This window comes from Nisaea acidiphila, assembly GCF_024662015.1.
GTDB lineage: Bacteria > Pseudomonadota > Alphaproteobacteria > Thalassobaculales > Thalassobaculaceae > Nisaea > Nisaea acidiphila.
The window spans coordinates 4,168,625-4,191,262 of record NZ_CP102480.1 but is presented as its reverse complement, the minus strand read 5'-3'; the positions used below and the strand labels follow the sequence as shown (position 1 = coordinate 4,191,262).

Here is a 22,638-nt window from a genome sequence, read left to right as displayed (position 1 = left end):
CGATACTGTTCCGTCCGGTACATCTCCAGACCGGCATCCGACGGCAAGTCGAACGAGCAGAAATGCGGGACGGAGAGCCGGATTGACAAACGAGAGCCCGACTAAGCCTTACCGAACGGGCCAGACAGGGCAGCGAAGTGACGCCACGGGAATGACCACTCCGGCAAATCTGCAAAATGATTCGAGCGAGTTGCTCAGCGCGCTTGAGCAGCTTGAGGTTGGACTCTGCCACTATGATCAGCGGGGCCGCCTGACCTCCTGGAACGAACAGTTGCTGCAACTTTACCCTGAGCTCGACCCGGACAGAATTGCCGGAAAAACCCTGGAAGAAATTCTGAAGCAGGACGCCGTGTACTCCCGCTGGGTGACCGACCCGGAGAACGAGGACGCGGAGAAATGGCTTCAGCGGCGGCTGCGACGGCACCAAGAACCGGGCGGCGCCGTCCTAATCCACGACCGCAGGGACCGGTGGATCGAGATAACCGAGTTTCACACCGCCCGCGGCGGCGTGCTTGGATTTCACCGCGATATCACCGAAGAGAAGGAACAGCGTCGACACGCTCAGGATCAGACAATGCTGCTGCGCGCAACGCTGGACAGCATCGACCAGGCGCTCGCGGTGTTCGATGCCAGGTTGACCCTGCGCGTCTGGAACACCCGGCTGGTCGAGCTGTTCGATTTCCCGGCACACCTGATGCGCGTCGGCACGCCTGTCTCCGAGCTCGTCGATTTCATGATGGCGCGCGGCGACTTCATCGAGCAAGACCGTGACGCCCTGTTGCAGGAGATCATCGGTTATCTCAGGCTGGAACGCTCGATGATCGACAGCCATAGACTCGCATCGGGCCGGATACTGGAATACGCCTTCACGCCCATGGAAAACGGCGACGTGATCATGGCGGTAACGGACGTGACCCTCGCCGAGACCGCGCGGCTGGGCCTTGCGGAGAGCGAGGAGCGTTATGCCCTTTCCGCCGCAGGTTCGAACGACGGCCTCTGGGACTGGGACCTTCGCCGCGAGAAGATCTACCTCTCCCCGCGCTGGCGCGAAATGCTCGGCCTCGTCGAGGACGACATCGGCGAAAGCCCCGCCGAGTGGTTCAGCCGGATTCATCCGGACGACGTGGCCCGGGTCACCACCCAGATCGACGCCCATCTCGCCGGCGCGGTCCCGCATTTCGAGTGCGAGTTCCGGGTGCGCCATTCCGACGGTACCTATCTCTGGATGCTTACCCGGGGTCTCGCCGTCCGCGGCGAGGACGGCTCGGCGCATAGGATCGCCGGCAGCCAGACCGACATCACGGGCCGCAAGCGGGCAGAGCAGCAGCTCGTCCACGACGCCCTGCACGATGCCCTGACCGGCCTTCCGAACCGAACCCTGTTCCTCGATCTGGTGCGTAAGGCGCTAGCCCGGATCCGGCGCGAACCCGACGCTCGCTTCGCCGTCGCCTTCCTCGATCTCGACCGCTTTAAGATCGTCAACGAAAGTCTCGGCCACGTCCATGGCGACGACCTGATCGTCGCCACTGCCCGCCGCTTCGAGAATGCGCTGCGCGAAAGCGACACCGTCGCACGGCTTGGCGGCGACGAGTTCGCCATCCTGCTGGAGGAGATCGAATCTCCCGACGAGGCAACCATGCTCACGGAGAGCCTGCACCAGTCTCTCGCCTCTCCATTCCGCCTGGGAGGAAAAGAGATCTTTGTCTCCGCCTCGCTTGGGGTCGCCCATTGCGACCAAGGCTACGAAAGGCCGGAGGATATTCTGCGCGACGCGGAACTTGCGATGTATCAGGCGAAGGAACGCGGCAAGGCGCAGAGCATCGCCTTCGAGGACGAGATGCGGGTCTGGCCCGTTACGCCGCTCGATCTCGATTCCGATCTTCGCCGTGCCCTTGAGCGGGACGAGATGCGGCTGCACTACCAGCCGATCATCGACATGCGAAGCGGCAAGCTCGCCGGCTTCGAGGCGCTGATGCGCTGGTACCATGCCGAACGCGGGGAGATCTCTCCGGTCGAGTTCATTCCGGTCGCCGAGGAAACCGGATCGATTTTCACGCTGAGCCAGTGGGCGCTGCGGACCGCGGCAACCCAGATTACCGAATGGAACAAGGCGCGCCCGGCGACGGAGCAGCTGGAGATCAGCGTCAATCTCTCCGGCCGCCAGTTCGCCCGGCCGGACGCCGTCTCCGGCATTATCGACTGTCTCGACGGCGTCGGCCTGCCCGCGAACCTGCTCAAGATCGAGATTACCGAAAGCACCCTGATGGAGGATGTCGACCGCTCCACCGAGATGCTCGACAGGCTGAAGGCCGCAGATATCAAGATCTGCGTCGACGATTTCGGGACCGGCTACTCCTCGCTTTCCTATCTCCATACCTTCCCGATCGACACGCTGAAGATCGACAAGTCGTTCATCCAGGATATGACCAGCAATTATCAGAACCTGGAAATCGTCCGCACGATCACAATGCTGGGACAAAATCTGCGTCTGGACGTGATCGCGGAGGGTGTGGAAACTTCGGAGCAGCTCGCGCAGTTGCGGGCGCTCGATTGCCACTATGCGCAGGGGTTCCTGTTCTCAAGACCGATCGGCGCGGACCAAGTGGCCGCGTTCCTAGCGGAAGACAAGTCCTGGTAGCCTAGGTATCATCACGCCGTCATGAAGCGATACGCGCATTACTTCCTCCAGTCCCGCCCCGCTACAGCCCGCGGAGGACATTGGGAGACCGTCGAGCAGGCCCGCGCCTATTCGGTACTGAAATCCGGCCTCGCCCGCGAGATCGCGAACGATCGCGACGCGGAGATCCGCCTCGTCGGCGCCTACCACGACGACGCCTCCGGCGAGTGGCAGTACGCGCAGCTCTTCTATCTCGACCAGGGCTCCATGGATCTCCCCGGCATCGCCGCCGCGGATGTCGAGGATAACCGCCCGGGATTCGACCACGACGCGATAGACGGTTTCGGCACCGGCAATGCCCACGAAGACGAGATCGCGGAACCGCACTACGAGCCGGAGCCCGAACCCGAACCCGAGGAAGCGGAACCGGAAACCCGCGAAGGGCTGCCGTGGGCAAGTGGGGGAACCGGCGGCGCCGACGAGCCGGATCCCTACGAGGAACTGCCCCCGGTCTTCCGCAAACCGATGCCGAAGAAGCGCCGCCCCTCGCCCATAAGAACGCTGATCCTGCTGCTTCTGGTATTGCTCCTTGCGGGCGGCGTCGCCTCAGCGGTCCTGCTCTACCTGCAGCATCCGGCGATCCTCTCTCTCGCGGACAAGGCTGGCCTAGGGGATTATGCGCGCATGTTCCCGCACGCCTCCATGTCGCACGACGAGAGCATGGAGACGCCGATGGACGCGCCGCCTGCCGTAATGCCGCTCACCACCGGCAACGTCGTGACCTATAAGGGTATCGCGCCGTCGCTGGTCGGCCGTTGGTCTCCGGACAATTGTGCCGAGAACTACGTGGTCTTCACCGACGATGGTTACACGGTCACACGGGAAGGAAAGACCTCGCCCGAGATCGTCGAGATCACCGAGACCATGGAAGACGACTTCCAGTTCTATCTCCGGCGGACGCCGACGCTGGTCGAGCACCTGCAGAAGCTCGGCCCGAACGATATCCAGATGGCGGGTTCGACCGGAACCGCGGGCTTCATGCCGAGCGGCAACACGATCCAGATCCTGAACCGCTGCCCACGGCAATAAGCGCTTAGACAGTAAGCGCTCCTAGAAAAGCGAACCCTGACGCGGCGGTTCCGGTTTCGGCTCCGCCTTCTCTTCCGCTTCGGCCACCGCTTCCAGCAGCGCGGGATCGTCGTTTCGCACATTGCCGACGCGGGACGAGACCGGCGTGAAGACGAGATCGGCGCCGTCATAAGGTTTCAGTACCGTACGCCGATCCGCCTCGCCGCCCTCCAGCCAGGCCTCGAACGCGGCATCTTCCGCCAGCATGACCGGCATCCGGTGATGGATATGCTCGATACGCGGATCGGCCTCGGTGGTCAGAACCGTGAAAGTCTCGACCGGCTCGGCGCCTTTCTCCCACCGCTCCCAGAGCCCGGCGAAAGCAAATGGCCGGTCTCCGTCCAGCGACACGCGATAGGGCTGCTTGTCGCGCCCGAGCTTGCGCCATTCGTAAAAGCCGTCCGCCGGCACCAGGCAGCGCCGCATCCGGTAGGCGTCCCGAAAAGCGGGCTTCTCCGCGACGGTTTCCGAACGCGCGTTGATCATCGAGGCGGCGCGGCTCTCGTCTTGCGCCCAGCCAGGCACCAGCCCCCAGCGCAACATGTCCATGTGACGCGCGCCCTCCCGTTCCCGGATCACCGGCGCGCTCTGCATCGGCGCCATGTTGTAGCGCGGCTCCAGGTTGATCATGTCGCTGACCGCGAAGAGCCGCCGGATCGCCTCCGGCGCGCTGGTGATGCTGTAGCGTCCGCACATGCCTGTTCAAATCCGTCCGTATAAAGTATTCAGGGACTCTGCCCGTGCAGCGAGCCTACGATCCCGCCGGGCACATCACAAACACTCTCCCGGACCGGTCATGGATAAACAGTCGCTTCTGAACGAGATCATCCAGATTGCGCGCGAGGCCTCGACAATCATCCTCAAATACTATGACGGAGAAATCGCGGTCGACGACAAGTCCGACGGCTCGCCCGTGACCGCGGCCGACCGGGCGGCGGACGCCCATATCGTCGCCGGGCTCAAGAAATTGACACCGGACATCCCCGTCATCTCCGAGGAGGGCTTTGCCGCCGGCTCGAATCCCGACATTTCCGGCGGCACCTACTGGCTCGTCGACCCGCTGGACGGGACCAAGGAGTTCATCAAGCGCAACGGCGATTTCACCGTAAACATCGCGCTGCTGGAAAAGTTCGAGCCGGTGCTCGGTGTTGTTCTGACGCCGGTGACGGGGCTTGCCTCCGCCGGTATCGTTGGCGAAGGCGCGTTCGATGAGGATGCCGACGGCAAGCGGACGACGATCGCCGCGCGCCAGGCCGACCCGGACAGGCTGACCGTGGTCGCCAGCCGCTCGCACCGCTCGCCGGAACTGGAAGAATATCTCGCGGAACTGAAACCGGCCGAGGAAATCTCCCGCGGCTCCGCCTTGAAATTCTGTCTCGTCGCCCGCGGCGAAGCCGATCTCTATCCGCGCGTGGGCCCGACCTGCGAATGGGACACTGCCGCCGGTCAGGCCGTGCTGCTTGCGGCCGGCGGCAGCATGACCGCCTTCGACGGAACACCCTTCCGCTACGGCAAGGCGGACGAACGCTTCCTCAACGGCATGTTCGTCGCCAAAGGCCCGGGAGTGTAAGAGCTGCCTTCCTAGCCAGCCGCCTTCAGTGCAGCCTTCGCCAGCGCCGCGATCTCCTGCGCCGCGACGCTGCGCTTTGCCGCCTCGACCACACCAAGGCCGTCGGCCATGCTGCTGGCGAGCGCCACGCGGTTGCCGATCGTGGCTTTTGCGAGCGGGACCTTCAGTTCCTTGAGCGCCGCGCTCATCCGCTCGGTCAGCTTGGCGCGCGGCGGCACACGATTCAGCACCAGCAGGACCGGCGTTTTCTCCGCCGCGGCAATTTCCAGCGTCGGCTTCGTCGCCCAGACATCCATAGGGCTCGGCTGTACCGGGATCAGCACCAGATGCGCATTGCGGATGGCGATCTTGGCTTCCGTCTCCGCGTGAGGCGGGGAATCTACGATCACCACATCGTGCAGCTTCGCCTGCTTTTCGATTTCCGAGGCCGCACGCCAGCCGGTGATCTGCACGATTTCCAGCGCGCCCTTGCCCTTGTAGCCGATCGCGCCGTTCAAGGAATTGCGCATGCCAAACCAGGTCGCGAGGCTTATCTGCGGGTCGATATCGATGGCCGCGACCGATTTGCCGGAATGGGCGAGCGCGACCGCGAGCTGGGCCGCCAGCGTGGTCTTTCCGGCCCCGCCCTTCTGCTGCGCGATGGTGATGATGGTTCCCGTCATGGCGTGGCTCCAGGCTGCATCACGGCTGCAATCGGAGCTTCAGGTTACCACCATTCTTGTGCGCCGCAACAAACCTCAGCGGCTTGACCCCGGACAGCAGAAAAGCCGATAAGCGGCAGCCATGACAGAGACCCGGACATTGCCGCCCTCCGACGATGCCATCCGCGAAGCCGCCGACGCGCTCGTGGCCGGCGAGCTCGTCGCCTTTCCGACGGAGACCGTCTACGGGCTCGGCGGTGACGCGACCGACGACCGGGCCGTCGCGAAGATCTTCGAAGCGAAGCAGAGGCCGAGCTTCAATCCGCTGATCTCTCATCTGCCGGATCCGGAATCCGCCTTTGAACTCGGAGACTTCGACGAGCGCTCCCGCAATATCGCCAAGGCTTTCTGGCCGGGCCCGATGACCCTTGTGGTGCCGCGGCGCGCGGGCTGCCCCATCTCCCTGCTCGCCAGCGCCGGCCTCGATACCATCGCGCTCAGGGTCCCCGCGCACCCGCTCGCGGCGAAGTTGCTGCGCGCCGCCGGGCGCCCGGTCGCGGCTCCCAGCGCCAACCCCTCGGGCCGCGTCAGCCCGACCACTGCCGAACATGTTCTGGCCGGCTTGGAAGGCCAGGTTTCAATCATTCTCAATGGCGGTCCGTGCAGCGTCGGTCTCGAATCGACCGTGCTGGACCTCTCCGGCGGGACACCGACGATCCTCCGTCCGGGCGCCGTCACCGCCGAGATGCTTGCGCCGCTGGCCGGACCCGTCGCGATGGCCGGTCACGGCGCGAAGATCGCCGCGCCGGGCATGCTGGAAAGCCACTACGCTCCCGCCCTGCCCGTCCGGCTTGAGGCGACGGCGCCGGAAACGGGCGAGATCTTCCTCGGCTTCGGCGAGGTGACCGGCCCGGAGGGCTCGGAAACACTCAGCAAAAGCGGCGACCTGACCGAGGCCGCATCCCTCCTGTTCGCCCTGCTGCGCGCCCTCGACCGGCCCGGCGCGAAGGGCATCGCCGTCGCCCCGATCCCGGAGAAAGGCCTCGGTATCGCCATCAACGACCGCCTGCGCCGCGCCGCTGCGCCCCGCGCATAGGTGCCTTCGCGCCTGCGCGGGTTGCCGTTCCCGCGCCGGACACTAATATTGCCGCCTCGCCAATTGAGTATGTCGATCTGGAGACCGAGCCCATGTCCGCCCCGCGCACGACGGCCCTTTCCGATGCGCCCTATGTTCCAAGTCCCGAAGAGTCCGACGCCATCGCGCGGATGAAGGAACTGCTCGGGCCGAAAGGCTGGATCGACAATCCCGCCGACATGGAAGGCAACCTTATCGAGGATCGCGGCATCTATCACGGCCGCGCCCAGCTCGTCGCCAAGCCGGCGACGACCGAGGAGGTCTCCGGCGTCCTCAAGCTCTGCAACGAGGCCGGCATCCCGGTCGTGCCGCAGGGCGGCAATACCAGCCTCTGCGGCGGCTCGGTTCCGTTCGAGGAGGGCAACGAGATCGTCCTCTCGCTTTCCCGGATGAACAAAGTGCGCTCGATCGATCCGCTGAACTTCACGATGACGGTCGAGGCGGGCTGCGTGCTGCAGACCTTGCAGGAGGAAGCCGCCAAGGCCGACCGCTACTTCCCGCTCAGCCTCGCCGCCGAGGGAAGCTGCATGATCGGCGGCAATCTCGGCACCAATGCCGGCGGCACCAACGTGCTGCGCTACGGCAATGCCCGCGAGCTGACGCTCGGTATCGAGGTGGTGCTGCCGGACGGGCGGATCTGGAACGGGCTCGGCAGCCTGCGCAAGGACAATACCGGCTACGACCTGAAGCATCTCTTCATCGGCTCGGAAGGCACGCTCGGCGTGATCACCGCTACGGTCCTGAAACTCTTCCCGAAGCCGCGCGACATCCGCACCGCCTTCTGCGCCATTCGTGACGTCGACGCGGCGCTTGAGCTGCTGCAGCGAGCGCGCGCCGAGAGCGGCGACAGCGTCGAGACCTTCGAGCTGATCCCGCGCCTGGTGATCGACCTCGTGCTGAAGCACATGCCCGACTGCGAGGACCCGCTCGAGACCCGCTACGACATGTACACGCTGATCGAGCTGGTCACGACTCGGGACAACGACGACGGCATCGAGGAGCGCTTCGAGGGCATCCTCGGCCAGGCGATGGAAGACGGCCTGATCCTGGACGCGGCGCTTGCCCAGAACGAGCACCAGCGCCAGGAACTCTGGAAGCTGCGCGAGAATGCGTCCGAATCCCAGAAGATCGAAGGTGCCTCGATCAAGCACGACGTCTCGGTCCCGGTCGCCAGCGTGCCGACCTTCTATGCCGCCGCCGCCGAGGCCGTTCACAAGGTGGACCCGGAAGCCCGCATTGTCGCGTTCGGCCATATGGGCGACGGCAACCTGCACTACAACGTGCAGGAACCGGAAGGCGGCGACACCAAGGCCTTCGTCGGCAACTGGGACGCCTATAACCGCGCCGTGCACGACGTGGTCGTCTCCTTCGGCGGCTCGATCAGCGCCGAACACGGCATCGGCCGCCTGAAGCGCGAGGAACTGGCCCACTACAAGGACCCGGTCGCCCTCGACCTGATGCGCACCCTGAAGGCAGCAATCGATCCGAAGGGGATCATGAATCCGGGTAAGGTGATCTGACCCTCGCCGCGACTTCTTGACCCAGCTCAATGCATATCTTGCGGTGACTGCCTACATTCAGCGCGCAGTGTGTTCTGACACCGTGCTCGATGGAGGAAGCAGATGAGCAACGTCGCTGAGAAAAAGACCACCGAACCCGCCCGGACCTATGCCGATCCCTTCACCGCCTTCCGGGCGGAGATGGACCGCATGTTCCATAATTTCCTGCAGAACCCCGCCTTCTCGATGCCGCTGCCGTTCACGGGCGCCGGCAACGGCCTGGTGATGCCGAGCGCCGACCTGAAGGAAGGCGAGACGGAATACACGCTCACGACCGAACTCCCCGGCATGGGCGAAGAGGATGTAGACCTGTCCATCAGCAACGGGTCGATCACCATCAAGGGCGAGAAAACGGAAGAGAAGAAAGACGAGAAGGAGAATTATCACCTGACGGAACGGCGCTACGGCTCCTTCCACCGCTCCTTCCGCCTGCCGGACAATGTCGACGAGGCGAAGATCAAGGCCGCCTTCGAGAAAGGTGTCCTGACCGTCACCATGCCGAAGAGCAAGGACGGCAAGCACCAGGAACGCAAGATCAAGATCGGCGCGTGAGCGCCGTTTCCGGACTCCGCCCGGTCCTCCCAAAGGGCCGGGCCGGCCTTCCGCTTTTCCCCCGCCAGAAACCCTCTATTTGAATTGCAACGCGCGCGTCTCCGACTAGACTGCGGCGGATAACTAAGCTGTCCGAAAAATGAAACCCGGACGGCCAGCCGAGAGGAAACCGATGACCGTTTATTCCGCCCCCCTCGAGGATATGCGTTTCGCGCTGCGCGACATTGTCGGCTTCGACAGGATCGCGGCCCTGCCCGGCTTCAGCGGCTCCGACGACGAGATCATGGAGCATGTGCTGGAAGAGGCCGGCAAGCTCGCCCGCGACGTGCTGGCGCCGCTGAACCCGGTCGGCGACAGGGAGCAGGCGAAACTGGAGAATGGCGTGGTGCGCCCGGCGCCCGGCTATTCGGAGGCTTACGGGCAGTTCTGGCAAGGCGGCTGGAACGCGATGCCGTTCGAGGAGGAGCTGGGCGGCCAGAACCTGCCGATGACGCTGACCACGGCGGTCTGGGAGATGTGGAACGCCTCAAACCTCGCCTTTGCGCTCTGCCCGCTGCTGACGCAAGCCGGCATCGAGGCTCTGAGCAAGCATGCGAGCGAGGAGCAGAAGGCGAAATACCTGCCCAAGCTGGTCTCCGGCGAATGGACCGGGACGATGAACCTGACCGAGCCCCAGTCGGGCACCGATCTCGGCGCAATCCGCACACGCTCGGAGCGGCACGGGGATCATTACCGGCTGAAGGGCCAGAAGATCTTCATCACCTGGGGCGACCACGATATGACCGAGAATATCGTGCACATGGTGCTCGCCCGCTCACCCGACGGACCGCCGGGCAGCAAAGGGCTGTCGCTCTTCATCGTGCCGAAATATCTCGTCAACGACGACGGCTCGCTCGGCGCGCGCAACGACGTCCGCCCGGTCTCGCTCGAGCACAAGCTCGGCATCCACGCCTCGCCGACCTGCGTCATGTCCTACGGCGACAACGAGGGCGCGGTCGCCTATCTCGTCGGCGAGGAAAACCGCGGCATCGAATATATGTTCGTGATGATGAACAACGCCCGCCTCGGCGTCGGCCTGCAGGGCCTCGCGATCGCCGACCGGGCCTACCAGCAGGCCGCCGCCTTCGCCCGCGAGCGGGTTCAGAGCCGGCCGGTGCAGGGCGCCGACGGGCCGGTGCCGATCATCCATCACCCGGACGTCCGTCGCATGCTGCTCGGCATGAAGAGCCAGGTCGAGGGCATGCGGGCACTCTGCTATTACACCGCCGCCGAGATCGACCGGGCGAACAGGGAAAGCGATCCGGACGCCGCCGCCAAGGCGCAACGCCGCGTCGACCTGCTCATCCCGGTGGTGAAATCCTGGTGTACCGACACCGCGCTCGCCGTCACCTCCTGCAATATCCAGGTGCATGGCGGGATGGGCTTTATCGAGGAGACCGGCGCCGCCCAGCATTACCGCGACGCAAGGATCACCACGATCTACGAGGGCACCAACGGCGTGCAGGCGATGGACCTGATCGGCCGCAAGGTCGCCCGCGACGGCGGCGAGGCGGCACGTGAACTCTTCGCCGACATCCGCGCCGACCTCGAGCCGCTGCGCGACAGCGACGAACTCGCCGCCCGGGCGCTGGTGAAACATCTTGATTCGGCCCTGGCCGCCGCCGAGGACGGGGTTTCCTGGCTGGTCGCGACCTTCCCGAAGGACGCCGCCACCGCGGCCTCCGCCGGCGTGCCGTTCCAGAACCTGATGGGGCTGCTCTGCGCCGGCTGGCTGCTCGCCCGCGGCGTCGCTGCCGGGGCAGCGCAGAAGCCGAACGCGAACGGCGATGCGGGTTTCCTCGACGCCAAGCTGACCACCGCGCGTTTCTTCGCCGACTATCACCTGAGCCAGGCACCGTCCCTCGTCACGCAGATGACGGAAGCCGGCGATGCGGTGATGGCAATGGCGCTCGACCGGTTCTGAGCGGACAGGTTACCGCCATGCCTCGAGGCACGGGCGATAAGCCCCTCGTCTTTGTTTCGCATGAGACGCCGGACGGGCGGCGCTGCGTCGACCTGCTGCAACATGCCGACGGCTCGTTCGGCTTCGAGGAATACCGCCGCGACCCGGACGACAGTCGCGGCTGGTATGCGGTCGGCGGCACGGGCGGGATCTCCTTCACCGGCCGTGAGGAAATGCTCGACGCCGCAAAGCGCAACATTGCCTGGCTGGACGACGTTCTGAACAGCGGCGACTAGGGCCGCGGACCGCCCAGCGTGGCGCGTCCCCGGATGGTTTCCGCAACCCCGGCGCGGATCATCTCACCCAGCACCGGATCGTCCGGACCGCTCACCTGCGGCGCGGTCGTAATGGAACTCGCGATCAGGCTTTCACCCGCGCAGAAACTGGTGATCAGCCGGGTCTCTCCTTCGCTGCGCCGGACCCAGGCGGGTCCGCCCTCGCACAGGTCCCGCTCCGTTACGCGGGCAGCCGGATTGAAGGCCAGCACGAAGCGATAGTCAGGTATTCCGGCTTGCCCGCGGTCCGCCGTAAAGACCAGATCCATATCCTGTAGGGCGCCGCTCGCAGCCGCCGCCATGCGCCGATGAACCTCGGGAAGCTCCGGAGTATCGCCCTTCATCTCCAGATAGACCGGCCCGCGACTCGCCGCGTATTGCAGCATCTCCCGCTTGGCGGAACCCTCGGTGTTTCCGTCACCGCGAATGACGGTCACACAGGCGGCAAGGGACAGCATGATCGCGGCGCAGGTACCGATTCGGGCGCCTGCCGCCGGAAGTCCACTCAAGGCAGATTTCATCGCAACGCCTCCGCAGGAAGCTGTTAACCAACAAAATAGAGATTGGCCCTCAGCGGGCAAGATCAAGCGTGCCCGCTCAGCCTGAGATGATGATCCCGCGGGTCCGGTCGCTGTCGCGTTCCTTTTCTATGGGGAACAACTCCTGCATTGCGCCGCGGACAAGCTTGCGGAACGCCTCGTCGCCGACGCCTGCCGGCGCCGGACCGCTGGCGGTCGAAGAGCTGAGGGTCTGTCCGCCGGAACAGAACGCCGCGGTGATCCGAAGATTGTTCGCCTGAGCATCCGCATCGGTCGGCACGGGACCATCGCTGCAGAGGATGGTCGTCAACGACGACCGCGGAAGGTTTATTGCGAGCACAACATAATAGTTCGGCCGCTTCGCCTTCGCAGGATCGGAGGTAAATTCCGCGGTCGATCCGAAGATCGAGCCTGACGCGTAGCGCGCCGCCGCCTCGGAAGCAGCCGCCTCACCTTCGGCGAACGACCAGTTTGCGGTCTTCAGATAGACCGGCGTCTCGGCGGCCGCGTAGCCCAGATGCTCGCGCTTGCCCTCATTGTCGAGCTGGGAGAACCCAGGCTGGGTGATGACGCAGCCGGAAAGCAAACCTGCCGATACCAGGGTTCCGAAGGCAAAAGCCCCGATTTTCATGTTCTTGCGCACCGAATCTCTCCCGTTGCGACGCGGCATCGGCCGCTTGTCCGCAAGATATGGGAACGCACGCAGGATGCATCAATTGCGGCAAAGTGGCAGACACCACATCGCGCATAGCGTGATTGGCGGGGCCTTTTACGGAAGGCCTTAGAAGATCCCTTCCAACGGGTTCAGCTTGATCCGTGGCTTCGGGTCGAATTCAAGAATGCCGAGACTTCCGGTATCGTTCGGATCGGCCGCGAACATCTGCCGCGCGCTCTGCATCAGGAGGTCGCGGAACTTCGGATCCTGCAGCGTGTTCATCCGGTCCGAGAGCGCCTTCACTGCCGCGATCGGCACGTCTGCGCGGCAGAACACCATGAATAGCGCCTGACGTGACGGCCGCCTGTCATAACTCAGCGGGTTGGAAGTTCCCGCCGAACAGACGCGGCCCGGGCTGGTCGAGGCGATCGGATCGAAGGCCAGGCGGAAACGGAACTGCGGCGCCCCTGCCTGCTGCGGATTGACGGTGAATCCCTGCGGCACTTCCGGATACAAGGGAGAGAGAATTCGGGCCGACAGGGCGGCGGTCTCTGCCTTGCCTTCGCGGAACGGCTCCCCGGAAACCTGCAACAGGATGGGTCCCTGCTTTCCGGCAAAGGCCAGCACACGCGCCTTGGACTGTCCGGAGACGCCGGTCGGCGCCTGGGTCACCGATGTTCCGCAGGCCGCGACCGACAGCATCAGGGCCGACAGGGCAATCATCCGCTTCAGGGACCGGAACATCTTGTCTCCTCTTCCGCATGCCGGAATGGCCGACGGGCCACCCGCGTTTACGGCACCTGCGATGGAGGTATATCGTTCGAGCGCGCAAATTGGAACATGGGTCGTCAGATGCAGGACATCGAGCGGATATTGTCTTTCTGGTTCGAGGAATGCTCGGAAAAACAATGGTTCGGCAAGGACTCCGATTTCGATGCCGCGATCCGGGAGCGCTTCGGCGCACAGGTAGACGCCGCGATGGCGGGGGAACTGGACCACTGGTGCGAAAGCGCCGACGGCACCCTCGCCTATCTGCTGCTGCTCGACCAGTTCACCCGGAACATCTTCCGGGGTTCGGGCAAGGCTTTCGCCGCCGACGGGAAGGCACGCACGGCATGCAAGCGCGCGCTCGAGGCCGGGTTTGACGCGGCACTCGACTCCCGGCGGAAAACCTTCCTCTACCTGCCGCTCGAACACAGCGAGGATCTCGCCGATCAGAGCCGTTGCGTTGCGCTGTTCGAGGCATTGGGTGACGCGGAGAAGACAGATTACGCGATCCGCCACCGCGATATTATCCAGCGTTTCGGACGCTTTCCGCACCGGAACGAAGCACTTGGCCGGCAAAGCACCGACGAGGAGCTGGCCTTCCTGAAAGAACCGGGCTCCTCGTTCTGAGCATCCGGGAACCATAAAAGATCGAGAGGAGCGAGCCCGTGGCCGAGAAACCCCATGTCCTGATCCCCGCCCCCTACTACAAGCCCGCCATGGACCGGCTGGACGAGATCGCCACAACACATCACCTCTACAAGGCGCCGGATCCCGAAAAGATGCTCGCCGAGGTGGGCGAGAAATGCGTCGCTTTCGCCACTTTCATGAAGGCCGACCCGCCTCTCCTGGACAGGGTGCCGAACGCCAAGCTGATCGCCAATTTCGGCGTCGGCTACGATGCCATCGACATCGAGGACGCGAACCGGCGCGGCGTGAAGGTCACCAACACGCCGGACGTGCTGAACGATTGCGTCGCCGATCTCGCGCTCGGCCTGCTCATTTCCGCGCGCCGCCATATCGTCGATGCTGACCGTTTCGTGCGCGCCGGCCAGTGGCCCGTGAAGAAGCTCTATCCCTTCGTCAACAAGGTGCACCATTCCAAGGTCGGGATCGTCGGGCTCGGCCGCATCGGTGAGGAAATCGCCGCGCGCTGCGCCGGATTCAAGATGGAGATCTCCTACCACAACCGCTCCATGAAACCGGACGTGCCGTACCGCTACTACCCGGACCTGGTCGAAATGGCCCGGGACGTCGAGATCTTGGTCGTCATCACGCCAGGCGGGGCGGCCACGAACAATCTCGTGAACGAGGTGGTGCTGGAAGCGCTCGGTCCGGATGGACTTCTGGTGAATGTGGCGCGGGGTTCCGTGGTCGATATGGACGCCCTGATCGCCTGCCTGAAGGACAAACGCCTCGGCGCTGCGGCCCTGGACGTCTATCCGGACGAACCGAACGTGCCGGAAGTGCTGTTCACGATGACCGAGAATGTCGTGCTGACCCCGCATATCGCCAGCGCCAGCCACGACACGCGGATGGCAATGGGCATGCTGGTCTACGACAACATCAAGGCCTACTTCGCAGGCGAGCCGCTAATCACCCCGGTGAACTGAGCTCCCGCGCGGGTCCGGAGGCACGCTAGCCGACCGGTCCCGCCAGCCGGACCAGACCGTCCCTGACCGGTGCCGGGATCGGCATCGAGCCTCGCTCGCTCATGTTGAAACAGACGCCGACGACGCGCGCGAGACCGGTCAGGGTCTCACCGTTGAAGATCGCCTGCCGCATGACGATGGAGCTGTTGCCGAGCTTCTCGATCCGCGTGCCGACCCGGACCTTTCCGGGAAAGTGCATTTCCTTCAGGTAATCGACCTCCATGCGGGCCACGACCCAGGTATGCCCCCTGTGCTCGCCGCCATACATCTCGCCCGCAGCATCGGCAAAAAGCGTCACCCGCGCAGTCTCGAGGTAGACGCCGATCGCGTTGTTGTTCACGTGGCCGACGGGATCGAGATCGGCGAAGCGGATATTCTCCTCGATCCAATAGTGGTAGCTGGCGGCATCCCGCTCGTCGAAAGTCGCTGTCTCGGTCATTCCATCCTCGAATACGCAAAGGGCCGCGCAAGGCGCGGCCCGTAAATGCGGCATACGCCAGTTCTGTCAGTCGTCATCCGGATCCGGCAGCGGCTCCCGGGTGACATGGTCGCCCGGACGGTAGTCGAGGAGCACGGCAAAGACCAGCAGCAGCGAGAGCCCTCCGGTGATCGCGATGAAGATATTGAAGGCGCTGACATGCAGGTGATAGATGCCGGTGGCCCAGAACACCGCCGCAACCACGACGAAAAGCAGCCAGTGCCAGGCTTTTCCGAGGAAAATGGAAGCCATCTCGTTTCCTCCTATTGCGCCGGCTGGCCGACGGGAACGGACCGGCGCCAGAAGTAGATCCCGCCCGAGGCAATCAGCCCGGCGGCAACGATCACGGCGCCCGGGATGCCGAACGGCGCGGCGGTAATCGGAACCATCAGGAATAGGGCGGAAAGCAGCAGGACCGCCCTCGGTGCCGGGCCGAGCCGCCCGCGGCACCACCCCTCCAGCCCGAGCGAGAGAACCCAGAGACCGATCAGCACCAGCGCGGTGGAGACCACGGTCATCCAGATCGGCCCTTCGATCAGCAGCGACGGGTTATAGATAAAGGCGAAGGGGACCAGATATTTCGCGATACCCACCTTGGTCGCTTCGAAAGCTGTTGCCATCGGCGGCGTGCGCGCGATCGCGGCTCCGGCGAAGGCGGCGAGCGCCACCGGCGGTGTGATGGTCGAGACCACGCCGAAATAGAACGCGAACATGTGCGCCGCGATGATATTGACGCCGATCTGCTCCAGCGACGGGACGATCAGGGCCGCGACGGTGATATAGACCGCCGTCGTCGTCATCCCCATGCCGAGCAGGATCGAGGCCACCGCAGTCATCGTCAGCAGCAGCGGCAGGTTGCCACCGGACATGTCGATCACCGACTGGGTGAATTTCAGGCCGAATCCGGAGGCGAAGATCGAACCGATGATGATGCCGGCGCAGGCGCAGGCGACCGTGACCGCGACCGTGGAGCGGACGCCGGTCTCGAACGCCGCCAGAATATCGACCGGACTCATGCGCGTTCCGGGATGGAAGAAACTGAGCGCGATCAGGCTGAGGATACCCCAGAAGGCCGACTTCATCGGCGTATAGCCCATCATCAGGAAGGCGATCAGGATCACCAGCGAGAGGAGCAGGTGCCAGCCGCCCTTCAGGACTTCCATCACCTGCGGCAGACGTTCTGCCGGGATGCTCTCGATGCCGTGCTTCTCGGCCTCCAGATGCACCATGAAATAGACCGTGACGAAATAGAGGAAGGCCGGGATCGCGGCGGCGATGATCACCGTGAAGTAACTGACCTGCAGGTTCTCCGCGATGATGAAGGCGGCGGCCCCCATGATCGGTGGGGTGATCTGCCCGCCGGAGGACGCGCAGGCCTCGACCGCCGCGGCGAACTTGCCGCGATAGCCGGTCTTTTTCATCAGCGGAATGGTGAAGGAGCCGGTGGTCACGACATTCGCGACGGCGGAGCCGGAGACCGTTCCCATGAAGGCGCTCGACAGCGTCGCGGCCTTCGCCGGGCCGCCGATCCGGTGCCCGGTCAGCGCGACGGCGAGGTCGATGAAGAACCGCCCGGCGCCGGAGCGGATCAGCACGCCGCCGAAGACGATGAAGAGCACGATGTAGGTGGCCGCGACATGCAGCGGGATCCCGAAGATGCCGTTGCTGCTGACGAACATGACATCGATATATTTCGCGAAGCGCGTCGGCGGGCCGTAGAAGATTCCGAAGAAATAATGCGAATACAGCGTGTGCACGATGAAGAAGCCGGTGACGCACACCATCGCGATGCCGACGGCGCGGCGGGTCGCCTCCAGCACCAGCGCGATCAGGATGCCGCCGAACATCATGTCGGTCGGGTCCTTCGAGCCGAGGCGCATCTGGAACGCGTCGATGTCCCAAAGCGTCCAGACCTGTACCGCGATTACCAGCGCGACGAGCACCATGTCGATGCCGAAACCGGCCGTGCGCAGGAGATTGCGCGGATCGCCCGACTGCAGGATCGGATCCTTGTGGGAGGACCGGAAGAGCGGATTGACCAGGATCGCGAGAACCAGCATTACCGACAGATGGACCGAACGGAACGAGCGTCCCTCCGGCGTGCCGTACAGCGCGATGAAAAGATGGAAGAGCGCCAGTGCGATGCTGATCGTGCAGCACACGAGCATGATGATGTAGGTCAGGTTGACGCGCTTGGAGACGAGGAGTTCCTCAAGGAACGAGTATTCCTTGACCTCTTCGTACTCAAGGCGTCCGGCCGCCGCCGGTTGGCTGGCTTCGCTCATGGTCGGTCCGATGTTCTGAAATGAGAAGCGGACCGGGCCGGAGCCCGGTCCGCGAGAGTCAGACGCTTAGCTGGCGGCCTTGACGCCGAGCTCGTCGTAGCACTTCTGCGCCCCCGGATGGACCGGGATCGCGGCGCCGTTGAGCGCGTCTTCCAGTTTCACCCGGTTCCAGACCTTCTTCACCGCGGCGAAGGTGGCGTGGTTTTTCCAGAAGGACTTGCACATCTGATAGACGATGTCGTCCGGCAGGTCCTTGCTCACCACCATGTTGGTGACGATGCCGAGGGACGGGATGTCGGCCTCGAGGCCTTCATAGGACCCTTTCGGGATCGAGCCGGTGATGTAGCCCGGATTGTCCTTGATGATCTGGTCGAGCTTCGCCTGCGGCAGGCCGACGAAGCGGATGCCCGGGCTGTGCTGCAGTTCGATGAAAGAGGCCTGCGGCACGGAGGTCGCGGCCATGAAGACGTCGATATGGCCGTCCTTCATCAGGGCGACGGATTCCGTGTAGCTCACGTAGTGAACGGTGCCGCCGTTCTCCTTGACCTTGGCAAAATCGAAGCCGTACGCCTTCAGGATCGACTCGGCGAACGCGGTACCGGTCCAGCCGGCCTTACCCGGACTGATATTCGCATTCTTCATGTCCTCGAAGGTCTTGATCGGCGAATCCGCCTTCACCGCGACCTGGAAAGTCGCGGGATAGAGCGTCGCGAAGTGACGGACATTCTCATGCTTGCTGTCAAACTTCCCGCGGCCGGCATAGCCGTTATACGAGGTGTGCGCGTAGGACCAGCCGATCTCCGCATCGCCGCCATCGACCGCCTTGACGTTGGAAATGCCGCCGCCGGAAGTGTTCGAGGTGGCGATGCCGGGAACTTCCTCGCCGAGGACCTGCATGATCTTGGCTCCGAGCGGATACCAGGAACCGCCGGCCGGGCCGGAAACCATACGGACGAAGGTATCGGCGTCGGCGGCAGTACCGGCAAACGCCAAGGGCGCGGCGACAAGCGCCGCCTTCAGGACTTGCTTCATAATTTCCTCCCATAGGAACGGCCTTTCCGGCCGCATTCAGTGACGGCACCGCCTGTACGGCTCCGTCTCGGGGCCCATAGTCCCGAACATGGGGACTGGGTGCAAGGCCGCCACCGCGCGAAATTGCCTCTCTATTGGAAAGAGGCGGCATACGATTGCGCACAAGTAAGCCGAAATTCGGCGGAAATCCGCGCTTGGCGCCAATGGGTATGTGAAGCTTGCCCGCAGCCCTAGAGGGGTTTTTCGAGCACGATCTCAAGCGGATCGAAGCCGCAGCCGCGATAGGCCGCGAGCGCGGCCGCATTGCGTGCGAGGGAATGAATGCGAAGCCGGCGCGCGCCCTGTGTGCGCAGATGGGCCTCGATGGCGCCGAGCAGTTGCTGGGCGATGTCCTTGCCGCGCCAGCGCGGCAGCACGAAGATGTCGGAAATGTATCCGTGTGAGGCGAGTTCCGGGAAATTCAGCGGATCCTGATCGAGCGCCATCCAGCCGGCGACGAAACCGGCGATATCCTCGCCGACCCAGGCAATGAAAATCGCCCCGCCGCCTTCTTCCGCCGAGGCGATCAGATAATCGACATGGTCCGCGGCCACCCGGTCACCGGGCTGCCGCGCCTGGTGCAGATAGCGTTCGTAGTTCTTGAGCTCACGGACCAGCTCCGTCAGCCCATCCCTGTCGCTCTCGTGGGCAGGAAAAATCTCCACCGCATCCATGACTTAAGCACGCCCCCGGCACCGGCGCCGACATGGCGCCGCATTCGGCCACGAAGTGAAACCGTGGATGCCGGACGAGTCAACCTGTGCGGACATGCATGTGAAAGGGATCAGAGTGCGGGCGCGGTCAGAACCTTGCAGTCCGGCGCGAGGGTGAGCTTCGGCTCGGTCAGCTCCTGCAGCGCCTCCAGCGTCATGCCTTCGACCATCTCGCGCACCACCAGGCCGTCCGGCGCCACATCGATCACCGCAAGATCAGTGAAGATCTTGGTGACGACTTTTTGCGCGGTCAGCGGATAACTGCATTTGTTCACGATCTTCGGCGCGCCCTTGCGGGTGACATGATCGGTTAGAACCCAGACCTGCTTCGCCCCGGCTGCGAGGTCCATGGCACCGCCGACGCCCGGCGGGAAATTCGGGTTCTCCGTGGTCCAGTTCGCGAGATCGCCGTCCGCTGAGATCTCGAACGCGCCAAGAAGGGCAAGGTCGATATGCCCGCCACGGATCATCACGAAAGCGTCCGAATGGACAAAGAAGGAACCGCCGGGAACGAGCGTGATAGGATCCTTGGAGGCGTTGATCAGCTCCGGATCCTCCTCCCCCTCTGCCGGGGCCGGGCCGACGCCGAGGATCCCGTTTTCGCTATGCAGAACGATCTCGCGGTCTTCCGGCATGAAGTTGGCGCAGGTCGTCGGCAGTCCGATACCGAGATTGACGAAGGATCCGTCGGGAATCTCGTTCGCGGCCCGCCAAGCTACCTGATTTCGCGTCAGTTTTTTGACGGCCTCGTCCTGGGCCACAGCTTCCAGTGCCATATCGGCGCTCCGGTTGGGTTCGAATTCGGGCACATAATAACGGCAAAACCCCGGTTTTGAAGTGTTGCCGCGTCGTGCGGGGGAACTTATAACTCCATCCGCATCCCCGTTAAGCGGGATTCTTCGCGGACCGACCCAAGAAATTCGCGGATTGCACCGAAACCCGGACGAGGGAGACCCCGCCCGGGAAGCAGTGCGACCGAACCGGGAGTAAACTATGTCTTACAGCGTTCATCGCGGCCGGCATCTTCTGAATACCCCTGGCCCGACCAATGTGCCGGAACGTGTGTTGCAGGCTATGGTCCGCAACCCGATGGATCTGAGCGATCCGGTACCTCTGGCCGTGATCGAGTCCTGTTTCCAGGACATCAAGAAGATCTTCAAGACCGAACATGAGATCTTCATGTATGCCTCCAACGGCCACGGCGCCTGGGAAGCCGCGCTGGTGAATACCATGTCGCCGGGTGACCTGCTGCTGGTCCCGGAGCTCGGGAACTTTTCGACCGGCTGGGGCGAGATGGCGGAAGCGCTGCAGATGCGCACGGAAACCATCAAGGGCGACTGGCGCCAGGCAATCGACCCGGAGAAGATCCGCGAACGGCTCGCCGCCGACACGAGCCACGAGATCAAGGGGCTCCTGATCGTCCAGACCGACACGGCGACCAGCGTCACCTGCGACATTCCCGCGATCCGCAAGGCGATCGACGAGGCCGGACATCCGGCCCTGCTTCTGGTCGATACCATCCCGACCCTTGCGGTCACCGACTTCCGGATGGACGAGTGGGGCGTCGACGTCGCCGTCACCGCATCCCAGAAGGGCCTCATGATGCCGCCGGGTCTCGGCTTCGTCGCGGCCTCGCCGAAAGCGCTCGAGGCGCACAAGAAAGCGACCTCGCAGCGCCGCTACTGGGATTGGTCCCTGCGCCTCGCCTCGGAAAGCTACCGCACCTTCTGCGGCACCAGCCCGCAGAGCCAGCTCTACGGGCTCCGCGCCGCGCTCGACATGCTGCTCGAGGAAGGCCTCGAGAACGTCTTTGCCCGTCACAAGCGCCTCGCCACCGCGACTCATCGCTGTGTCGAGCACTGGGGCAAGGCAGGCGCCATGGAGCTGAACGCGATCCATGCCGCTCAGCGCGCCGATGGTGTCACCACCATTCTGCTGAACGAAGGCATCGACGGCGCGAAGATCCGCGATGTCTGCCGCGACGAGATGCAATGCGCGCTCGGCGGCGGTCTGCGCAACCTGAGCGGCCGCGCCTTCCGGATCGGCCATATGGGCGACATGAACGAGGCCCTGCTCTATGGCGCGCTGGCCTCCGTGGAAGCGACACTGTCTTATCTCGACGTGCCGTACGAGCCGGGCGGGGTCACCAAGGCAATCGACTATCTGGTGGCGGAACGGAAGAAGAACCGGGACGGGTGATCCCGGTTCTTTCCGAGAAGAGTCAGGCGGCGGAAGCGGTTTCCGCCGGAACGTGGAATACGCGGTCCACGAAAATGCTCGGCGTGACGATCGTTTCCGGGTTCATCTGACCCAGCTCGACGATATTGCGCGCCTCGACGATGGTCAGGTCGGCGGCCATTGCCATCACCGGCCCGAAATTCCGTGCCGACTTGTTGTAGGTGAGATTTCCCCAGCGGTCGGCGCTTTCCGCCTCGACCAGCGCGACATCGCCTTTCAGCGGATATTCCAGCACATACTCTCGGCCATCGATCTCGCGGACTTCCTTGCCTTCCGCAAGCTTCGTGCCGACCCCGGTCGGCGTATAAAAGGCCCCGATGCCGGCACCCGCCGCCCGCATGCGTTCGCTGAGCGTCCCTTGCGGCACCAGCTCAAGCTCTATCTTGCCCGCTGCGTAAAGCTCGTCGAAGGCGATGGATCCGGCCGAGCGCGGATAGGAGCAGACGATCCGCCGCACCCGCCCCTCGCGCAAAAGTGCCGCCAGGCCGCGGTCGCCGGTCCCCGCATTGTTGGAGACAACCGTCAAATCGCGCGCGCCCTGATCGAGCAAGGCATGAATCAGGTCCGTCGGAACGCCCGCCGCACCAAATCCCGAAATCAGTACCGTGCTCCCGTCCCCGATACCCTGCACGGCTTCCGCGCGGGTCTGGACGACCTTGTTAATCGCCACGGCCGGTCCCTTCTTCTTCCAATCCCGAATCTGGACGCCTTTATGCCGGGGCGCCGCCCCTCCGTCCAGAGGGCATTCCGGCAGCAAAATATC

General features: G+C 64.1%; 23 protein-coding genes. 11 read left to right on the top strand and 12 right to left on the bottom strand.

Features of this window, described 5'->3' with window-relative positions; all coding sequences use genetic code 11:
* Positions 1-151: 151 nt before the first annotated feature.
* Together NUH88_RS19565 and NUH88_RS19560 are read left to right on the top strand one after the other, a co-directional pair.
* A complete protein-coding gene (locus tag NUH88_RS19565) occupies positions 152-2,638 on the top strand; it encodes a sensor domain-containing protein (protein WP_257768341.1) in 2,487 nt (828 codons plus the stop codon).
* Between the two features lie 21 nt (positions 2,639-2,659).
* The gene (locus tag NUH88_RS19560; RefSeq protein ID WP_257768340.1) at positions 2,660-3,706 is read left to right on the top strand and encodes a hypothetical protein; all 1,047 of its coding nucleotides are present in this window, start codon (positions 2,660-2,662) and stop codon (positions 3,704-3,706) included.
* A 21-nt stretch (positions 3,707-3,727) separates the two neighbouring features.
* Here the strand turns inward: NUH88_RS19560 and NUH88_RS19555 are convergent, their stop codons facing one another.
* Entirely contained in the window at positions 3,728-4,441 is a 714-nt protein-coding gene (locus NUH88_RS19555) for an SOS response-associated peptidase (protein ID WP_257768339.1), read from the bottom strand.
* A gap of 100 nt (positions 4,442-4,541) precedes the next feature.
* Between NUH88_RS19555 and cysQ the strand changes: the two genes are divergently transcribed.
* Positions 4,542-5,315: a 3'(2'),5'-bisphosphate nucleotidase CysQ gene (gene cysQ / locus NUH88_RS19550; RefSeq protein WP_257768338.1), complete on the top strand. Its 774-nt coding sequence runs from the start codon at positions 4,542-4,544 to the stop codon at positions 5,313-5,315.
* 11 nt (positions 5,316-5,326) lie between these two features.
* Here cysQ and parA read toward each other — a convergent pair whose 3' ends face one another.
* Positions 5,327-5,977, bottom strand: coding sequence for a ParA family partition ATPase (parA, locus tag NUH88_RS19545; protein WP_257768337.1), 651 nt, complete (start codon positions 5,975-5,977; stop codon positions 5,327-5,329).
* A 121-nt stretch (positions 5,978-6,098) separates the two neighbouring features.
* Here parA and NUH88_RS19540 point away from each other — a divergent pair, with 121 nt between their 5' ends.
* The 5 genes from NUH88_RS19540 (at position 6,099) to NUH88_RS19520 (ending at position 11,440) form a co-directional block, all read left to right on the top strand.
* Positions 6,099-7,052, top strand: a complete 954-nt coding sequence (locus NUH88_RS19540; protein ID WP_257768336.1) for an L-threonylcarbamoyladenylate synthase — start codon at positions 6,099-6,101, stop codon at positions 7,050-7,052.
* A 92-nt stretch (positions 7,053-7,144) separates the two neighbouring features.
* The gene (locus NUH88_RS19535; RefSeq protein WP_257768335.1) at positions 7,145-8,611 is read left to right on the top strand and encodes an FAD-binding oxidoreductase; all 1,467 of its coding nucleotides are present in this window, start codon (positions 7,145-7,147) and stop codon (positions 8,609-8,611) included.
* A gap of 102 nt (positions 8,612-8,713) precedes the next feature.
* Entirely contained in the window at positions 8,714-9,202 is a 489-nt protein-coding gene (locus tag NUH88_RS19530) for an Hsp20/alpha crystallin family protein (protein WP_257768333.1), read from the top strand.
* A gap of 172 nt (positions 9,203-9,374) precedes the next feature.
* Positions 9,375-11,165 carry an acyl-CoA dehydrogenase gene (locus NUH88_RS19525; protein WP_257768331.1) on the top strand — a complete coding sequence of 597 codons (1,791 nt, stop codon included), beginning with the start codon at positions 9,375-9,377 and terminating at the stop codon, positions 11,163-11,165.
* Positions 11,166-11,182: 17 nt separating this feature from the next.
* Positions 11,183-11,440, top strand: a complete 258-nt coding sequence (locus NUH88_RS19520) for a hypothetical protein (RefSeq protein WP_257768329.1) — start codon at positions 11,183-11,185, stop codon at positions 11,438-11,440.
* Here the strand turns inward: NUH88_RS19520 and NUH88_RS19515 are convergent.
* The 3 genes from NUH88_RS19515 to NUH88_RS19505 all read right to left on the bottom strand — a co-directional run bounded on the left by NUH88_RS19515 (position 11,437) and on the right by NUH88_RS19505 (position 13,417).
* Positions 11,437-12,000, bottom strand: coding sequence for a hypothetical protein (locus NUH88_RS19515; protein ID WP_257768328.1), 564 nt, complete (start codon positions 11,998-12,000; stop codon positions 11,437-11,439). The two genes, NUH88_RS19520 and NUH88_RS19515, sit on opposite strands and share 4 nt — an antisense overlap.
* A 76-nt stretch (positions 12,001-12,076) precedes the next feature.
* Complete coding sequence (locus tag NUH88_RS19510) at positions 12,077-12,661, bottom strand: hypothetical protein (protein ID WP_257768326.1); 585 nt, start codon at positions 12,659-12,661, stop codon at positions 12,077-12,079.
* Between the two features lie 138 nt (positions 12,662-12,799).
* Complete coding sequence (locus NUH88_RS19505; protein WP_257768324.1) at positions 12,800-13,417, bottom strand: hypothetical protein; 618 nt, start codon at positions 13,415-13,417, stop codon at positions 12,800-12,802.
* Positions 13,418-13,513: 96 nt separating this feature from the next.
* Here NUH88_RS19505 and NUH88_RS19500 point away from each other — a divergent pair, with 96 nt between their 5' ends.
* Entirely contained in the window at positions 13,514-14,068 is a 555-nt protein-coding gene (locus tag NUH88_RS19500) for a DUF924 family protein (RefSeq protein ID WP_257768323.1), read from the top strand.
* 38 nt (positions 14,069-14,106) lie between these two features.
* The gene (locus tag NUH88_RS19495) at positions 14,107-15,051 is read left to right on the top strand and encodes a 2-hydroxyacid dehydrogenase (RefSeq protein ID WP_257768322.1); all 945 of its coding nucleotides are present in this window, start codon (positions 14,107-14,109) and stop codon (positions 15,049-15,051) included.
* 25 nt (positions 15,052-15,076) lie between these two features.
* Here NUH88_RS19495 and NUH88_RS19490 read toward each other — a convergent pair whose 3' ends face one another.
* The 6 genes from NUH88_RS19490 to NUH88_RS19465 all read right to left on the bottom strand — a co-directional run bounded on the left by NUH88_RS19490 (position 15,077) and on the right by NUH88_RS19465 (position 20,413).
* Entirely contained in the window at positions 15,077-15,529 is a 453-nt protein-coding gene (locus NUH88_RS19490; RefSeq protein ID WP_257768321.1) for an acyl-CoA thioesterase, read from the bottom strand.
* Positions 15,530-15,595: 66 nt separating this feature from the next.
* A complete protein-coding gene (locus NUH88_RS19485; RefSeq protein ID WP_257768320.1) occupies positions 15,596-15,820 on the bottom strand; it encodes a hypothetical protein in 225 nt (74 codons plus the stop codon).
* An 11-nt stretch (positions 15,821-15,831) separates the two neighbouring features.
* Positions 15,832-17,853: a TRAP transporter permease gene (locus NUH88_RS19480; RefSeq protein ID WP_257768319.1), complete on the bottom strand. Its 2,022-nt coding sequence runs from the start codon at positions 17,851-17,853 to the stop codon at positions 15,832-15,834.
* Positions 17,854-17,919: 66 nt separating this feature from the next.
* Positions 17,920-18,885, bottom strand: coding sequence for a TAXI family TRAP transporter solute-binding subunit (locus NUH88_RS19475; protein ID WP_257768317.1), 966 nt, complete (start codon positions 18,883-18,885; stop codon positions 17,920-17,922).
* A 230-nt stretch (positions 18,886-19,115) separates the two neighbouring features.
* On the bottom strand, positions 19,116-19,598 hold the full coding sequence (locus NUH88_RS19470) for a GNAT family N-acetyltransferase (RefSeq protein ID WP_257768315.1): 483 nt from the start codon (positions 19,596-19,598) through the stop codon (positions 19,116-19,118).
* 110 nt (positions 19,599-19,708) lie between these two features.
* Positions 19,709-20,413 (bottom strand): 3-oxoacid CoA-transferase subunit B, encoded by a 705-nt coding sequence (locus tag NUH88_RS19465; protein WP_257768314.1) that lies wholly within the window; start codon positions 20,411-20,413, stop codon positions 19,709-19,711.
* A 217-nt stretch (positions 20,414-20,630) separates the two neighbouring features.
* On the opposite strand from NUH88_RS19465, the gene NUH88_RS19460 reads away from it, so the two are divergent.
* Positions 20,631-21,836 carry a pyridoxal-phosphate-dependent aminotransferase family protein gene (locus tag NUH88_RS19460; RefSeq protein WP_257768312.1) on the top strand — a complete coding sequence of 402 codons (1,206 nt, stop codon included), beginning with the start codon at positions 20,631-20,633 and terminating at the stop codon, positions 21,834-21,836.
* 22 nt (positions 21,837-21,858) lie between these two features.
* Here NUH88_RS19460 and NUH88_RS19455 read toward each other — a convergent pair whose 3' ends face one another.
* A complete protein-coding gene (locus NUH88_RS19455; protein WP_257768310.1) occupies positions 21,859-22,545 on the bottom strand; it encodes a 3-oxoacid CoA-transferase subunit A in 687 nt (228 codons plus the stop codon).
* Positions 22,546-22,638: the final 93 nt, after the last annotated feature.

Bases quoted from the DNA above. Each gene is read 5' to 3' on its own strand.
- NUH88_RS19470 (WP_257768315.1), bottom strand. From the start codon at position 19,598: ATGGATGCGGTGGAGATTTTTCCTGCCCACGAGAGCGACAGGGATGGG.
- NUH88_RS19465 (WP_257768314.1), bottom strand. From the start codon at position 20,413: ATGGCACTGGAAGCTGTGGCCCAGGACGAGGCCGTCAAAAAACTGACG.
- NUH88_RS19460 (WP_257768312.1), top strand. From the start codon at position 20,631: ATGTCTTACAGCGTTCATCGCGGCCGGCATCTTCTGAATACCCCTGGC.
- NUH88_RS19565 (WP_257768341.1), top strand. From the start codon at position 152: ATGACCACTCCGGCAAATCTGCAAAATGATTCGAGCGAGTTGCTCAGC.
- NUH88_RS19525 (WP_257768331.1), top strand. From the start codon at position 9,375: ATGACCGTTTATTCCGCCCCCCTCGAGGATATGCGTTTCGCGCTGCGC.
- NUH88_RS19555 (WP_257768339.1), bottom strand. From the start codon at position 4,441: ATGTGCGGACGCTACAGCATCACCAGCGCGCCGGAGGCGATCCGGCGG.
- NUH88_RS19500 (WP_257768323.1), top strand. From the start codon at position 13,514: ATGGGTCGTCAGATGCAGGACATCGAGCGGATATTGTCTTTCTGGTTC.
- NUH88_RS19485 (WP_257768320.1), bottom strand. From the start codon at position 15,820: ATGGCTTCCATTTTCCTCGGAAAAGCCTGGCACTGGCTGCTTTTCGTC.
- NUH88_RS19530 (WP_257768333.1), top strand. From the start codon at position 8,714: ATGAGCAACGTCGCTGAGAAAAAGACCACCGAACCCGCCCGGACCTAT.
- NUH88_RS19560 (WP_257768340.1), top strand. From the start codon at position 2,660: ATGAAGCGATACGCGCATTACTTCCTCCAGTCCCGCCCCGCTACAGCC.
- NUH88_RS19475 (WP_257768317.1), bottom strand. From the start codon at position 18,885: ATGAAGCAAGTCCTGAAGGCGGCGCTTGTCGCCGCGCCCTTGGCGTTT.
- cysQ (WP_257768338.1), top strand. From the start codon at position 4,542: ATGGATAAACAGTCGCTTCTGAACGAGATCATCCAGATTGCGCGCGAG.
- NUH88_RS19540 (WP_257768336.1), top strand. From the start codon at position 6,099: ATGACAGAGACCCGGACATTGCCGCCCTCCGACGATGCCATCCGCGAA.
- NUH88_RS19505 (WP_257768324.1), bottom strand. From the start codon at position 13,417: ATGTTCCGGTCCCTGAAGCGGATGATTGCCCTGTCGGCCCTGATGCTG.
- NUH88_RS19520 (WP_257768329.1), top strand. From the start codon at position 11,183: ATGCCTCGAGGCACGGGCGATAAGCCCCTCGTCTTTGTTTCGCATGAG.
- NUH88_RS19480 (WP_257768319.1), bottom strand. From the start codon at position 17,853: ATGAGCGAAGCCAGCCAACCGGCGGCGGCCGGACGCCTTGAGTACGAA.
- NUH88_RS19535 (WP_257768335.1), top strand. From the start codon at position 7,145: ATGTCCGCCCCGCGCACGACGGCCCTTTCCGATGCGCCCTATGTTCCA.
- NUH88_RS19490 (WP_257768321.1), bottom strand. From the start codon at position 15,529: ATGACCGAGACAGCGACTTTCGACGAGCGGGATGCCGCCAGCTACCAC.
- parA (WP_257768337.1), bottom strand. From the start codon at position 5,977: ATGACGGGAACCATCATCACCATCGCGCAGCAGAAGGGCGGGGCCGGA.
- NUH88_RS19515 (WP_257768328.1), bottom strand. From the start codon at position 12,000: ATGAAATCTGCCTTGAGTGGACTTCCGGCGGCAGGCGCCCGAATCGGT.